The organism is Diaphorobacter ruginosibacter, from assembly GCF_040396215.1.
Lineage (GTDB): Bacteria > Pseudomonadota > Gammaproteobacteria > Burkholderiales > Burkholderiaceae_C > Diaphorobacter_A > Diaphorobacter_A ruginosibacter_A.
Genome location: NZ_JBEBOW010000019.1, coordinates 21,734 through 35,152, shown reverse-complemented (window position 1 = coordinate 35,152; position 13,419 = coordinate 21,734). Strand labels below are relative to the sequence as shown.

12 protein-coding genes are annotated in these 13,419 nt (G+C 65.6%); 7 read left to right on the top strand and 5 right to left on the bottom strand.

The genetic code is table 11. The annotated features are described in order from the left end of the window. Nucleotides 1-149 precede the first annotated feature (149 nt). The 6 genes from pstC (at nucleotide 150) to phoR (ending at nucleotide 5,795) form a co-directional block, all read left to right on the top strand. Nucleotides 150-1,085 (top strand): phosphate ABC transporter permease PstC, encoded by a 936-nt coding sequence (gene pstC / locus ABWP92_RS04410; RefSeq protein WP_353234143.1) that lies wholly within the window; start codon nucleotides 150-152, stop codon nucleotides 1,083-1,085. Next, nucleotides 1,082-1,966 carry a phosphate ABC transporter permease PstA gene (pstA, locus tag ABWP92_RS04405; protein WP_353234141.1) on the top strand — a complete coding sequence of 295 codons (885 nt, stop codon included), beginning with the start codon at nucleotides 1,082-1,084 and terminating at the stop codon, nucleotides 1,964-1,966. Before pstC ends, pstA begins: the two co-directional genes overlap by 4 nt. 39 nt (nucleotides 1,967-2,005) lie before the next feature. Further along, nucleotides 2,006-2,791 (top strand): phosphate ABC transporter ATP-binding protein PstB, encoded by a 786-nt coding sequence (gene pstB, locus ABWP92_RS04400; protein ID WP_353234140.1) that lies wholly within the window; start codon nucleotides 2,006-2,008, stop codon nucleotides 2,789-2,791. A gap of 22 nt (nucleotides 2,792-2,813) precedes the next feature. After that, on the top strand, nucleotides 2,814-3,515 hold the full coding sequence (gene phoU, locus ABWP92_RS04395) for a phosphate signaling complex protein PhoU (protein WP_353234139.1): 702 nt from the start codon (nucleotides 2,814-2,816) through the stop codon (nucleotides 3,513-3,515). Nucleotides 3,516-3,532: 17 nt separating this feature from the next. Beyond that, on the top strand, nucleotides 3,533-4,240 hold the full coding sequence (gene phoB, locus ABWP92_RS04390; RefSeq protein ID WP_353234138.1) for a phosphate regulon transcriptional regulator PhoB: 708 nt from the start codon (nucleotides 3,533-3,535) through the stop codon (nucleotides 4,238-4,240). Nucleotides 4,241-4,382: 142 nt separating this feature from the next. After that, on the top strand, nucleotides 4,383-5,795 hold the full coding sequence (gene phoR, locus ABWP92_RS04385) for a phosphate regulon sensor histidine kinase PhoR (RefSeq protein ID WP_353234137.1): 1,413 nt from the start codon (nucleotides 4,383-4,385) through the stop codon (nucleotides 5,793-5,795). On the opposite strand, the gene ABWP92_RS04380 is transcribed toward phoR, so the two are convergent. The 4 genes from ABWP92_RS04380 to ABWP92_RS04365 all read right to left on the bottom strand — a co-directional run bounded on the left by ABWP92_RS04380 (nucleotide 5,743) and on the right by ABWP92_RS04365 (nucleotide 10,145). After that, nucleotides 5,743-7,092 carry an MATE family efflux transporter gene (locus ABWP92_RS04380; protein WP_353234136.1) on the bottom strand — a complete coding sequence of 450 codons (1,350 nt, stop codon included), beginning with the start codon at nucleotides 7,090-7,092 and terminating at the stop codon, nucleotides 5,743-5,745. The two genes, phoR and ABWP92_RS04380, sit on opposite strands and share 53 nt — an antisense overlap. Continuing rightward, a complete protein-coding gene (locus ABWP92_RS04375) occupies nucleotides 7,092-8,783 on the bottom strand; it encodes an ArnT family glycosyltransferase (protein WP_353234135.1) in 1,692 nt (563 codons plus the stop codon). Before ABWP92_RS04375 ends, ABWP92_RS04380 begins: the two co-directional genes overlap by 1 nt. A 187-nt stretch (nucleotides 8,784-8,970) precedes the next feature. Beyond that, entirely contained in the window at nucleotides 8,971-9,225 is a 255-nt protein-coding gene (locus tag ABWP92_RS04370) for a type B 50S ribosomal protein L31 (RefSeq protein ID WP_353234134.1), read from the bottom strand. 116 nt (nucleotides 9,226-9,341) lie between these two features. Next, a complete protein-coding gene (locus ABWP92_RS04365; RefSeq protein WP_353234133.1) occupies nucleotides 9,342-10,145 on the bottom strand; it encodes a PP2C family protein-serine/threonine phosphatase in 804 nt (267 codons plus the stop codon). A gap of 198 nt (nucleotides 10,146-10,343) precedes the next feature. Here ABWP92_RS04365 and ABWP92_RS04360 point away from each other — a divergent pair, with 198 nt between their 5' ends. Beyond that, nucleotides 10,344-12,482 (top strand): ATP-dependent DNA helicase, encoded by a 2,139-nt coding sequence (locus tag ABWP92_RS04360; RefSeq protein WP_353234132.1) that lies wholly within the window; start codon nucleotides 10,344-10,346, stop codon nucleotides 12,480-12,482. On the opposite strand, the gene ABWP92_RS04355 is transcribed toward ABWP92_RS04360, so the two are convergent. Continuing rightward, entirely contained in the window at nucleotides 12,445-13,242 is a 798-nt protein-coding gene (locus tag ABWP92_RS04355) for an outer membrane protein assembly factor BamD (protein WP_353234131.1), read from the bottom strand. The genes ABWP92_RS04360 and ABWP92_RS04355 overlap by 38 nt on opposite strands. Nucleotides 13,243-13,419: the final 177 nt, after the last annotated feature.

The following is a 13,419-nucleotide window of genomic DNA, read 5'->3' as shown; positions in this document are numbered from 1 at the left end:
AGGCAGGCGAGGCGGGGCCGGATCTTTGTCTCTCCATTTCCATCAAGGCGCCAGACGTGTCATCAACACTGCCCGTATCATCTGCCCATTCTTCCTTGAAGGATGTGGATAGAGTGTCAAAAATCACCCCGCCGCCCCGTCCATCCCCGATGGCCGGGGCATTCGTCGATCGCCTGTTCGGATGGTGCGCGCGCGGTGCGGCGCTGCTCACGCTGCTGCTGCTGATCGGCATCCTGATATCGCTGGTCATCGGTGCCTGGCCGTCCATCAGCAAGTATGGTCTTGGATTCCTCACCAGCAGCGTCTGGGATCCGGTGCAGAACGAATACGGCGGCCTGGTGATGATCTACGGCACGCTGGCCACCTCCGCCATTGCGCTGATCATCGCGGTGCCGGTGAGCTTCGGCATCGCGCTTTTCCTCACGGAACTCTCGCCCGCGTGGCTCAAGCGCCCGCTGGGCACCGCCATCGAACTGCTGGCCGCGGTTCCCTCCATCGTCTACGGCATGTGGGGCCTGATGGTGTTCGGCCCCATCCTGGCCACCTATGTGCAGCAGCCGCTGCAGAAACTGTTGAACGGCGTTCCGTTCCTCGGCGCGCTGGTCTCCGGCCCGCCCGTGGGTATCGGCATTCTGTCGGCCGGCATCATCCTGGCGATCATGATCATTCCGTTCATCGCCTCGGTCATGCGCGACGTGTTCGAGGTGACTCCCGCGCTGCTCAAGGAGTCGGCGTATGGCCTGGGCTCCACCACCTGGGAGGTGGTGTGGAAAGTGGTCCTGCCCTACACCAAGGCCGGGGTGCTCGGCGGCATCATGCTGGGACTGGGCCGCGCTCTGGGGGAAACCATGGCGGTGACTTTCGTGATCGGTAACATGAACCAGCTCAATTCGCTGTCGGTTTTCGAGGCCGCGAACAGCATCACATCGGCTCTGGCCAACGAGTTCGCCGAAGCGGCCGAGGGCCTGCACCAGGCCTCGCTGATCTATCTGGGCCTGGTGCTGTTCTTCATCACCTTCGTGGTGCTGTCGCTCTCCAAGCTGCTGCTCAACCGCCTGAAGAAAGCCGAAGGAGCCCGTTCGTGAATACCACTTCCTCGCAACTCATCGCGGCGCAGGAGCTCTCCAGGATGCGCGCCAGCCGCTATGCGCGCCGCAAGCGCGTCAACCAGGTCGCACTGGCCCTGTCGCTCGCGGCCATGGCCTTCGGTGTGTTCTGGCTGGTCTGGATTCTGTGGGAAACACTGCGCCTTGGCGTCGGCGGCATGAGCCTGGCGCTGTTCACCGAGATGACGCCCCCGCCCAATGAGGACGGCGGCATCGCCAACGCCATCTTCGGTTCGCTGGTGATGGTGGCGCTCGCCACGTTCGTGGGAACGCCCATCGGCATCATGGCGGGCGTCTATCTGGCCGAATACGATCCGCGCGGCTGGCTGGCCTCGACCACGCGTTTCGTCAACGACATCCTGCTGTCGGCACCCTCGATCGTGATCGGCCTGTTCGTCTATGCGATCGTGGTGGCGCGCTTCAGGAGCTTCTCTGCCTACGCCGGCATTCTGGCGCTGGCGCTGATCGTCATTCCGGTGGTGATCCGCACCACGGAGAACATGCTCACGCTGGTGCCCGCCAGCCTGCGCGAGGCGGCCTATGCGCTTGGCACGCCCAAGTGGAAGGTCATCACCCTGGTGACGCTGCGCGCGGCGCGCGCCGGAGTGATCACGGGCGTGCTGCTGGCCGTGGCCCGCATCGCGGGCGAGACCGCGCCGCTGCTGTTCACGGCGCTGAACAACCAGTTCTGGAACGGCGACCTCTCCAAGCCCATGGCCAGCCTGCCAGTGACCATCTTCAAGTTTGCGATGAGCCCGTATGAAAACTGGCAGCACCTGGCATGGGCGGGCGTGTTCCTGATCACGCTGGCGGTGCTGGGCCTGAATATCCTGGCCCGCTTCGTCACGCGCCAAAAGTAAACCGGATTCAAGAATTCAAGAGTAGAGGAATACCTCATCATGGCTCCCATCAAGAACAGCCTCTCGCCTTCGCCCTCCAAGATCACGGTGCGCAACCTGAACTTCTTCTACGGCAAGTTCCACGCGCTCAAGGGCATCAACCTGGAGATCCCCGAGAACAAGGTGACGGCCTTCATCGGCCCGTCGGGCTGCGGCAAGTCCACGCTGCTGCGCACGTTCAACCGCATGTTCGAGCTGTATCCGGAGCAGCGCGCGGAGGGCGAAATCCTGCTGGACGGCGAGAATCTGCTGACCAGCCGGCAGGACGTGGCGCTGATTCGCGCCAAGGTCGGCATGGTCTTCCAGAAGCCGACGCCGTTCCCGATGTCGATCTATGACAACATCGCCTTCGGCGTGAAACTGTTCGAGAGCCTGAGCGCGACCGACATGGACGAACGCGTCGAATGGGCGCTGCGCAAGGCGGCGCTGTGGACCGAGGTGAAGGACAAGCTGCACCAGAGCGGCTCGGGCCTATCGGGCGGCCAGCAGCAGCGTCTTTGCATCGCGCGCGGCATTGCCATCAAGCCCGAGGTGCTGCTGCTCGACGAGCCATGCTCGGCGCTGGATCCCATCTCCACGGCCAAGGTCGAGGAGCTGATTGCCGAGCTCAAGAACGACTACACAGTGGTCATCGTGACCCACAACATGCAGCAGGCTGCGCGCTGCAGCGACTACACCGCCTACATGTACCTGGGCGATCTGGTCGAATTCGGCGATACGGAACAGATGTTCTTCAAGCCGCAGCGCAAGGAAACCGAAGACTACATCACCGGCCGTTTCGGCTGAAGCCATCCAAGGGGAACACGATATGGCAGACAAGCACCTCTCCTCGCAATTCGACAGCGAACTCAACACCGTGTCCTCGCGCGTGATGGAACTCGGCGGCCTGGTCGAGTCGCAGATCCGCCAGGCCATCTACGCGCTGTCGCACTTCAGCATCGAGGCCGTCCAGCAGGTCGAAGCCATCGAGCAGCGCGTGAACAGCATGGAAGTGGAGCTCGATCACGAGCTCGCGAGCATCATCGCGCGCCGCCAGCCGACCGCCCGCGATCTGCGCCTGCTGATGGCCTTCAGCAAGGCGATCGCCAATCTCGAGCGCATGGGCGACGAGGCTACCCGCATGGCGCGCATGGTGCGCTCCATCATCGAAAGCGGCACCGCGCGCTCGCTGCCCACCAGCGATCTGCGCGTGGCCGCCGACCTGGCCTCCGGGCTGCTGCGCAAGGCGCTCGATGCGTTCGCGCGGCTGGACACCAAGGCGGCGCTGGACATCCTGAAGGAGGACGATCTGATCGACCGGGAGTTCGACGGTTTCGTGCGCAAGCTCATCACCTACATGGTGGAAGATCCGCGCAAGATTTCTCCCAGTCTCGACCTGCTGTTCCTCGCCAAGGCGATCGAGCGCATCGGAGACCATTCCAAGAACGTGGCCGAACTCATCATCTATCTCGTGAAAGGCAAGGACATCCGCCACACCGCGCTCGACGAGATCGAATCGACCGTGGCTTGAGAAAGGCGGTGCGTTCCATGAAGAAATTACCTCGCGTATTGATCGTAGAAGACGAATCCGCCATCGCGGAGCTGGTGGCGGTGAACCTGCGGCACAACGGCTTCCAGCCCATCTGGGCAGAGGATGGCGACAGCGCGCAGCGTGAGCTCGACGCCGTGCTGCCCGACGTGATCCTGCTCGACTGGATGCTGCCCGGCCAAAGCGGCCTGCAGCTGGCGCGCAAGTGGCGCGCCGATCCGCGCACCAAGCCCATTCCCATCCTGATGCTGACCGCGCGCGGCGACGAGCCGGACAAGGTGGCGGGACTGGACGCCGGCGCGGACGACTACATCACCAAGCCGTTTTCGACGCAGGAGCTGCTTGCCCGCATCCGTGCGGTGCTGCGCCGCCGCGCGCCCGAGCAGGTCAGCGACAGCGTGACCATCGGCGAACTGACCCTGGATGCGGCGACCTACCGCGTCAGCTACCAGGGGCAGGGCCTCAAGGTCGGGCCGACGGAGTTCAAGCTGCTGCATTTCCTGATGAAGCACTCCGAGCGCGTGCACAGCCGCGCTCAGTTGCTGGACAAGGTATGGGGCGATCATGTGTTCATCGAGGAGCGCACCGTGGACGTGCACGTCAAGCGTCTTCGCGAGGCGCTCGGCGCGGCCGCGACGATGATAGAGACCGTGCGCGGAGCGGGCTATCGGCTGACCGCGCAGCCGCCCGCGCTGATGCAGGCCTGAACGCGCGGATTGAACGTTCGGCGTCCATCGGGCCGCGACGGGCCAAAGCCGGGTTCCAGCGGGAAAACGCGCTTGGACGTATAACCGGCACATCTCTTCCATCGGCGGCAATTCCATGCATTGCCGCCACCGACTCTGCACGATGCTCTGGCGCTTTATTTCCTTTCTCTGTTTCCAAGCCGCCGGCGGCGCGCTGGGGTGGTGGCGTGCGGGGCCATGGGGCTGCATCATCGGTATCTGCATCGCGGCCTGGGGCTGGTTTGCGTGGGATATCTGGCGCGCAGCGCGCGTGCTCGGGTGGCTGCGCGACGGCGATCCGCGCACGGCGCCGATCCTGCGCGGAATGTGGGGCGAGGCCGCCGACCGCGTCCGCAGGCTGGTGCGGCAAGGCCAGCTTCAGGTACAGGCCGGCGAGGATCGCGTGCATGACATCCTGTCCGCGCTGCAGGCGTCGCCCAACGGTGTCGTGCTGCTCGATGAGCAGGGCCGCATCGAGTGGTGCAACCAGATGGCGGAAAGCCATTTCGGCTTCGAGATCGAACGCGACCTGATGCAGTCCATCGGCAACCTGGTGCGTGATCCGGATTTCAGCGCCTACTACGGCAAGCACGATTTTTCCCATCCCGTGGTGCTTCAGGGCCGCTCGAGCACGCCGGCGCGGCCGGTGCGCATTTCGGTTCAGCTGCACCCCTACGGCGATGGGCGCAAGCTGCTGCTGTCGCAGGACATCACCGCGCTGGAGCAGGCCGAAGCCATGCGGCGTGATTTCGTCGCCAACGTATCGCATGAAATCCGCACGCCGCTCACCGTGCTGACGGGCTTTGTCGAGACGCTGCAGACGCTGCCGCTCACCGCGGACGAGCAGCAGCGCTACCTCGGCATGATGTCCCAGCAGTCAGCGCGCATGCAGAGCGTGGTGCAGGATCTGCTGACCCTCTCGCGCCTGGAGGGCAGCCCGCTGCCCGGCATGAACGAATGGATTCCGGTGCAGGCGCTGCTTCGCCGCTGTGAGGAGGAGGCGCGCGGGCTCTCGGCCACGCTCTGCGTGAATCAGAAGAAGGGCCATGAGATCGTGTTTCCCGCTCCCGCGGAAATGAAGGCCGCGGGCCAGTTGGCGGGCGTGAACGCCGAGTTGCAAAGCGCGCTCTCCAATCTGGTCAACAACGCGGTGCGCTATACGCCGGCGGGCGGCGTCATCAAGGTGAGTTGGGAGATTCTGGACGGCGGCGGCGCGCGCTTCGCGGTGGCCGATACCGGCGCCGGCATCGAGCCCGAGCACCTGCCGCGCCTGACCGAGCGCTTTTACCGGGTGGACCGCAGCCGCTCGCGCGAGACGGGCGGCACGGGGCTGGGGCTTGCCATCGTCAAGCACGCGGTGCAGCGCCACGGAGCCGTGCTGCAGATCAGCAGCGTGGTGGGAAAGGGCTCGACGTTCGCCGTGGTGTTTCCGGCGTCGCGCGTGCGAGCGGGCGCCTCGCATGCCGCGCCCGCCGCCGCGAAGGCTACCGGGCCTGCATCTGAAAGCGGCGCAGCGCACGCGCCAGCAGCACGCTGAAGATGAGGGCGGTGACGGCGAGGGCCGCCGCGCTGGCGGCCCAGAACGGCGCGGGCGAGGCATGGGGCCCCAGCCCGAACAGGCCGCGATAGGCGATCAGGTAGCCGCCCGCCAGGCCGCCGCCCCAGAGCATCACGCCGTAGACCAGGAAGGGCATGAAGGTGATGCGGTAGCTGCGCAGCACGAAGATGCACAGTGTCTGGATCGAATCGGCCATGTGGTAGGCCGCGACCCAGGCGAGCAGCGCGCCGGTGAGCGCCACCACCTGCGCGTTGGTGGAATAGAGGCCGGCGACATGGTCCCTGGCGAGCAGCAGCGCCAGCGTCAGGACGGCGCCCATGGATGCGGCAAGGCGGTAGCCGATGATGGCGATGGAGCGCGCGGATGCTTCATCCCCGGCTCCACGCCAGAAACTCACGCGTGCGCTCGTGGCGATGGCGAGCGACAGCGGCACCATGTAGAGCACGGCCGCCACGTTGGCGAGAATCTGGTGCGCGGCGGCGGACAGGGTGCCCTGCCGCGCGATGAACAGCGCCATCAGCGTGAACGACGTCACCTCGACCAGGATCGACAGCCCCGCGGGCACGCCCAGGCGCAGGAAGCGGCCAAGCTGCGCTCTGTCGGGCCGCTCCAGCCGTCGCCACAGCGCGAGCGGCTGGTACATGCGCTGCGTGCGCAGCATGTAAAGCCCGCAGAAAAGCAGGGTGTAGTTCACTACCAGCGTGGCCCAGGCGCATCCGGCCGCGCCTTGCGCCGCCACACCCGCGCCGCCGAATGTGAACCAGACCGACAGCGGGATCTTGATTGCCAGTGATGCCACCTGCAGCCAGGTCACCAGTTGCGGATGGCCGAGCGCTTGATTGAGCGTGCTGTAGATGCGAAAGAGCAGCGCCGCGGGCAGCGCGAACGCCAGGATGCCCAGGTATGCGTGCACTTCGCCTCGCAGGCTTTCAGGCACGTCCGTCCAGCGCAGGATGGCATCGGGCGACAGCAGGATCGACATGCCGATCACGCATGCCGCCGCGCACAGGTACAGCGATTGGCGCACGCTCTGGCCGAGCTGGGATGACTTCGCGGCGCCGCGCTGCTCCGCCCATACCGGCAGCAGCGCCTGGAGCACGCCCATCAGGGCGACATAGACGCTGATGAAAACGGCGGAGCCGATCGACAGCGCGGCCAGCGCGCCCTCGGAGTAGCGGCCGGCCACCACGGTGTCGGTCACGCCAAAGGCCATGATGGCCAGTTGCCCCGCCAGCACCGTGATGGCATGGCGCAGGATGACGCCAGGCTCGCTCATCAGGGAAGACGCCTGCGAAGAACCACCAGTTGATCGGTCTTGTCGGTGGGACGGGTCACGGAGCCCACCTCTTGCCATTGTTCCTTGGGCCACACTTCGCCGATGGTGGGAATGGCGGCGGAATCGGCGACGATCCACTCGCAGCGGTCCGCGTTGTGCGGCTGCACCATCCGCAGATTGCCGTAGTAGCTGATGGCGGCGATCTGTGCGCGGCTCAGTCCATAGCCGCCGATGCAGCCGCTCTTGTCGGTGATGAGCGCCACCACGGGTTTGATCTGGGGCGCCATGCTGCGGCCGTAGTTCAGCATCGGCAGCCAGATCGTCATCAGCAGGATCCAGCCGAGCGTCGCGCCGCTGGCGGGCAGGATCAGGCTTTTCCAGATGGCGTTGCGATGGCGCGAGGCGCGCCACCAGACGAGCGCGCACCAGCCGATGGTGGCTCCCGCCGCAAGAATGAAGGCCAGCAGGGAAAACGTCGGCACATAGTCGGGGGCCAGGCGGGCCACGTTGGCCGCGGGCTTGCGCGGAAAGCCGGTCTGCACGGCGATCCAGATCACCCAGATGGTGATGGCCGAGATGCTGAAGAAAATCAGGGTGAACCAGTCAATGAGCGCGCCGATGCTGCGGCGCAGCGTCGGAAGCGCGAAGGCCGCCAGCGCGGCCATCGGGGGCAGGCCGAGCAGCAGCGCGCGATCGGAGGGCCGCGAGGTCGCCATCGCGGCCAGCGCCACCACCGCGAACCACAGCGGCAGCAGCAGATGCCGATTCCACTGCCTGGTGAAAATCTGGTGGCGCCAGCGCCAGAGCGTCCAGACCGCCAGCGGCCAGGCTGGCCAGCAGAACCACAGGATCAGCCGGAAATAGCTCTGGAATTCCTTGAATCCGCCGGGCGCCGATGCGTTGAAGTGCCACAGTCCCAGGCCCCAGGCGAATCCCGAGGCCACCAGCGTGGCCAGCACCAGAATGGCCGCGCTCTCCATGCGTTTGGCCTGGGAGGCGATGCCTGAATTGCCCACGATCACCGCGCTGCCCAGCCCCAGCAGTACCGACACGGTCGGCGCGCCGCTGAGCGACAGGCCCAGCAGGCCCGCAAATCCACAGAAAACCGAGAGGTTGCGGCGGTGAGGAATGCTCGATGCCGAGAAAAACACCAGCGCCGTGCAGCACAGCTGCGCGAGGTAGCCCGTGGTCTCGTGCGACAGTTGCGCCAGTCCCAGGCAGGCGATCAGGGCGAGCAGCCCGGCGTCGCCCATGGCGCGCGCATAGTCCAGCGGATAGGCCTCGCCACCGAAAGCGAATGCCACCGGCTGCGCGCCGGGCTGGCGGGCCAGGTGGTAGATGCTGTACCAGGTGGCCGCGAGGGTCAGCGCCAGCATGGCGACGAAGGGCAGGCGCACGGCGAATTCCAGCGGGAGCCAGTCGGGGGCGATACGCATGGCCAGCGCGCCGAGCCAGTAGGGCAGAAGCCCGTCGATGTCGGGCGCCAGCCCCGCGAGTGTGGGTGAGAGCCAGGAGGTGTTGCCGATCGCCAGTTCACGCATGTAGCCGAAGGCCGCGACGTCGGAGTTCCGCCACGGATCGCGTCCTATGAAGCCGAAGATCACGTAGGCGGCGCACAGCAAAAGCAGCGCCCAGCGCGGAAGCGGGCGAACGGCATTCTGGGCGACGATGGCTGGATTGGGGTAGTTCACACTGACGCTGGAGGTAGTGGGGGACGACGAACGGGGGCGGGGAGGTTGCAGCGGGTTTCGGCCGCATCAGCGGAGCATAGCTGCAAACCGGAAATAAAAAAGGCAGCGCGGAAGCCCGAACTGCCTTTTTGCGAGTGTCTCGCCGAGGGCCGCGCCATCGGCACGGCCAGCAGGGCGCTGCGCGTCTTTACTTCGCTGCGGTCTTGCCGAAACGGTTGCGGAAACGCTCCACGCGGCCACCCATGTTGTCCACGGACTTTTGCGTGCCGGTGTAGAAGGGGTGCGATTCGCTGGAGGTGTCCAGCTTGAACAGCGGGTATTCCTTGCCTTCGAACGTTTCGGTTTCCTTGGTGGTCACGCAGGAACGCGTGACGAACTTGAAGCCGTTGGACAGGTCCACGAACAGAACTTCGCGGTAGTCGGGGTGGATGCCTTCTTTCATGATCTTCCTTCAGGTCAGCTGCGGGAGCCGTGCCAGCCAGCCTGGCGTACTTTCCGCAAGAAAAAGCCCTCTATTATTGCATGAAACCAGCGCTCGCGGCAATGCGGGCGCGGCGCTCAGCCCATGCCCGCCAGTTGCGAGAGCGGGGGCGCCTTCTTTTTTTCCTCGAGCGCCTCGATCTTGACGATCACCAGCGAGAGGTTGTCGCCACCGCCGCGCGCGCGGGAGCGGGCCTTGTCGATGAGGAATTCCGTGGCTTCGCGCGGGGTGAGGGAGTTCACCACGGATGCCAGTTCGGTGGGCGCGAAGTAGTGCCAGACGCCGTCGCTGCAGGCCAGGATGACGTCGCCCGGGCGCAGCGCGGGAATCACGTGGGTCGTGGCGGGCGGGTCGTTTTCGGTGCCCAGGCAGCCCACGAGAATGTTGGCGTGCGGATGGTTGTTGGCTTCCGCCTCGCTGATTTCGCCGCGGTCCACCAGGGTCTGCACGTAGGAATGGTCGCTGGTGCGCTGGACGAGCACGCCGTCATGCACGTGGTAGATGCGTGAATCGCCCGCATGCACCCAGTGGCAGTCGCCGTGCGGCGTGATCAGGAATGCGGCCAGCGTGCTGTGGGGCTCCTGCTCGGAGGACATGGCGGTGAGCCGGATCACGATGTGGGCTTCGGTCACGATGTGCTTGAGCATCGTGGCGGCGTCGTCCGAGGCGGGGGAGAAGCGCTCGAACAGCTGCTGGGCCGTCAGCATGACCTGATCGGATGCCTTGCGCCCGCCGCTGCGCCCGCCCATGCCGTCTGCCACAATGCCGAGAACGCAGCCGTTGAATCGCGGGTGGGCGAACAGCGCGACACGATCCTGCTGATATTCGCGGTCTCCCTTGTGGATCCCGGTGGAGGCTGTCAGTCGAAAGGCTTTGGACATGGCGGGATGTATCTGTTTTTTCCTGTCACCGATTGAATCGAGTTTAATCGCGCAACTGTAACTATTGCTGTTTGGCGTGATTGTTGCGGTAAAAGTGTTTCGGTATCTAATGAATTTTCATAATTTTGCCTGCGTTGGCGCGAAACACACGGGCGTGCGGGCGGCCTGCGTTGGCGGGGCGGCTTTGCGGTGGGTCCCGTGAGCGGGCTGGCGGCGCAAGTCCAGGTCTTTCTGGCGCAGGAGGGTCCGCTGCATGGGGAACTGCCGCTGTTTCAATGCCGGCAGGCGCAGCAGGCCATGGCGCTCGCGGTCGCGCAGACCATCGAGGAGGGCGGCTGCCTGGTGGCCGAGGCGGGAACGGGCATCGGCAAGACCTATGCGTATCTCGTTCCGGCCTTGCTCAGCGGCGCGCGCGTGTTGGTTTCCACCTCGACGAAGGCGCTGCAGGAGCAGCTCGCGCACCGGGATCTGCCGCGCCTGACTGGCCTGCTGAATCGGCACGAATCGCTGCACAGACGGGTGGCTTTGCTCAAGGGCCGCGCCAACTACCTCTGCCTTCACCGGCTGGAACAGGCCTGGAGCATCCAGGAGGACGCCGGCCTGGAAAACTCCCTGGACGACGTGAGGCTCTGGGCGCAGGCCACGTCCAGCGGCGACGTGGCGGAGATTGCCGCGCTGGACCTCGACGCACAGGCCGTGGCCCGGATCACCTCCACGCGCGAGAATTGCCTTGGCGGGCGTTGCCCGCGCTTTGCGGACTGCCACGTCTATCGCGCGAGGCGGCAAGCGGCGGCGGCCGATGTGGTGGTGGTCAATCATGCGCTGTTCATGGCCGACCAGGCGGGAGCGGGCGATGGCGAGTCCGACCTGCTCGCGCGCAGGCAGGTGGTCGTTTTTGACGAGGCCCATTCGCTGAATGCCGTGGGTCAGCAGGCCTTTGGGCGGCAGTTCGGCGTCCGCCAGTTGCTGCGCCTGGCCCAGGATCTGTATGACAGTTGCCAGCAGCAGGCGCCGGGCCTGCGCGACTGGAACGCGCTGCGGGAGCGATTGGTGCAGGCCGCACAGGGCCTGCTCGCGGTGTGCGGGCCCCTGGCAAAAGGGATTCGCATTGGCTGGCATGGCGCGGCGCCGGACGGCGTCATGCCGACTGCATGGAGCCACGCGCAGCAGGAGCTGGTGGCCGCGCTGCGCCTGGCGCTGGGCGCGCTCGACGCAGTCGCCGAGCGGTCGCCGGACGTTGCGCGCCTGCACCAGCGCGTCGTCTCGCTGCTCGAGGCGTTGATGGATCTCTCGTTCGTGCAGGAGGGCGGCCAGGTGCGCTGGCTCGATTGCGGCGTCGATGACGTGCGCATGATGCTCACGCCGTTCCGTTCCGGCCCGTCGCTGCAAAAGCTCTGGCAGACGGCCCGGCCGGGCGTCCCCGGCCAGGAGGCAGCCGACGCCGCGCCCGGCGCGTGGGATGAGCCCGAGGCCGAGATGCATTCGCCTGTACCCGATGCGCGAGAGCGCGCGGGCCAGCCGCCGCGCAGCTTCATCTTCACCTCAGCGACGCTGGGCACGAATGCCGCGCTCGACTGGTTCACCGGCCCCTTGAACCTGGCGGATGCGCGGGTGCTGCGGCTCGACAGTCCGTTCGACTATGCAAGGCAGGCGACCCTGTATATCCCCGAGCAGCTCCCGGCTGCCAATGATCCGGGGCATGCCGCTGCGCTGGCTGCATGGCTGGCGGAGCCGGTCGCGCGGCTTGGCGGGCGCAGCCTGGTGCTCACGACCAGCCTGCGCGCGATGGATGTCATTGCCGATGAGCTGGCGCGGCTGCTGACCGGGCAGGTGGCGGCGGGGCGGATCGAATTGCTGGTGCAGGGGCGCAGTTCGCACGCCTGGATTGCGCAGAGGTTCCAGCGCGCATGTGAAACTGGTGCGGACGGCCCGGGTAGCGGTTGCGTGCTGGTGGCGTCGCAGTCGTATTGGCAGGGCTTCGACGTTCCGGGCGATGCGCTGCAGATGGTGGTCATCGACAAGCTGCCATTTCCGGTCCCCACCGATCCGCTGGTGCAGGCCTACTCGGAATACCTGGAAGCCCTGGGCGGGAACCCGTTCAAGGACCATGCGCTGCAGGAAGCGGCGATGGCGCTCAGGCAGGGCGCCGGGCGTCTGATCCGCAGCGAGAGCGATTCAGGCATTCTCGTGGTGGCCGATGCGCGGCTCGCCAGGGGGTATGGGAAATGGCTTCAGCGCCAGTTGCCGCCCATGCGGCGGCTGGCTGCCGAGGCGGAATTCCAGGATGAGCTCGGGCGGCTCACCAGAACTTCCACCACGGATCGTCCTTCTTCCTGAATCCGTATTTCACGTATTCGCTGTCGGGGTAGGACGCATCCAGGACGCGGCGGGTGTCGTCGCGCAGCTGTTCCATGCCGAGCGCGTCGTAGGAGCGGATCAGGATGTACAGAGCCTCTTCCACGGCCGGTACTTCCTTGTAGTCGGCGATGGCTGCCTGCGCGCGGCTGATGGCGGCCACGTAGGCGCCGCGCTCGTAGTAGTAGCGCGCCACGTGGACTTCATACTGGGCCAGCGAGTTGACGATGTACATCATGCGCTGGCGCGCGTCGGGCGTGTAGCGCGACTCGGGAAAGCGCGTGACCAGTTCGCGGAAGGACTCGAACGAATCCTTGGCGGCCTTCTGGTCGCGCTCGGACAGGTCCTGGCGGGAGAGCCAGGAGAACATGCCGAGGTCTTCGTTGAAGTTGACCAGGCCCTTCAGGTACAGCGCATAGTCGTATGCCGGGCTGGCCGGGTGCAGCTTCAGGAAACGGTCCAGCGTGGCTACGGCCTGGGCCTTGTCGTTATTCTTGTACTGGGCATAGGCCTTTTCGAGCTGGGCCTGCTGCGCCAGCGGCGTGCCGGCCGCGCGTCCCTCGAGCTTCTCGTACAGCGGAACGGCCTTGTCGTAGCTCCCGCTGTTGGCCTCGTCCCGGGCTTCCGAATAGATCTTGTTGGGGCTCCAGCCCGCGGTTTTATCTTCGGTCGTGCTGGAGCAGCCGGCCAGAAGGACGGCTGCCATCAGGGCGGAGAACAGGGGCAGAGTCAAACGCGACATAGGGGCAGTATTTCCCGCGAAGGAAGATTGAAGCATCAGTTTGGCCTTCCGAAGCATAGGGATATGCGCCGAAGCGGCAAATCGTTGGCAAACGGCCATTGTATTCGCCGCCAGCCACATGGGATCGTAAACAGGTTTTCAGCGAAACGGATCCCGCGCAAGTTCCTACAATCGACA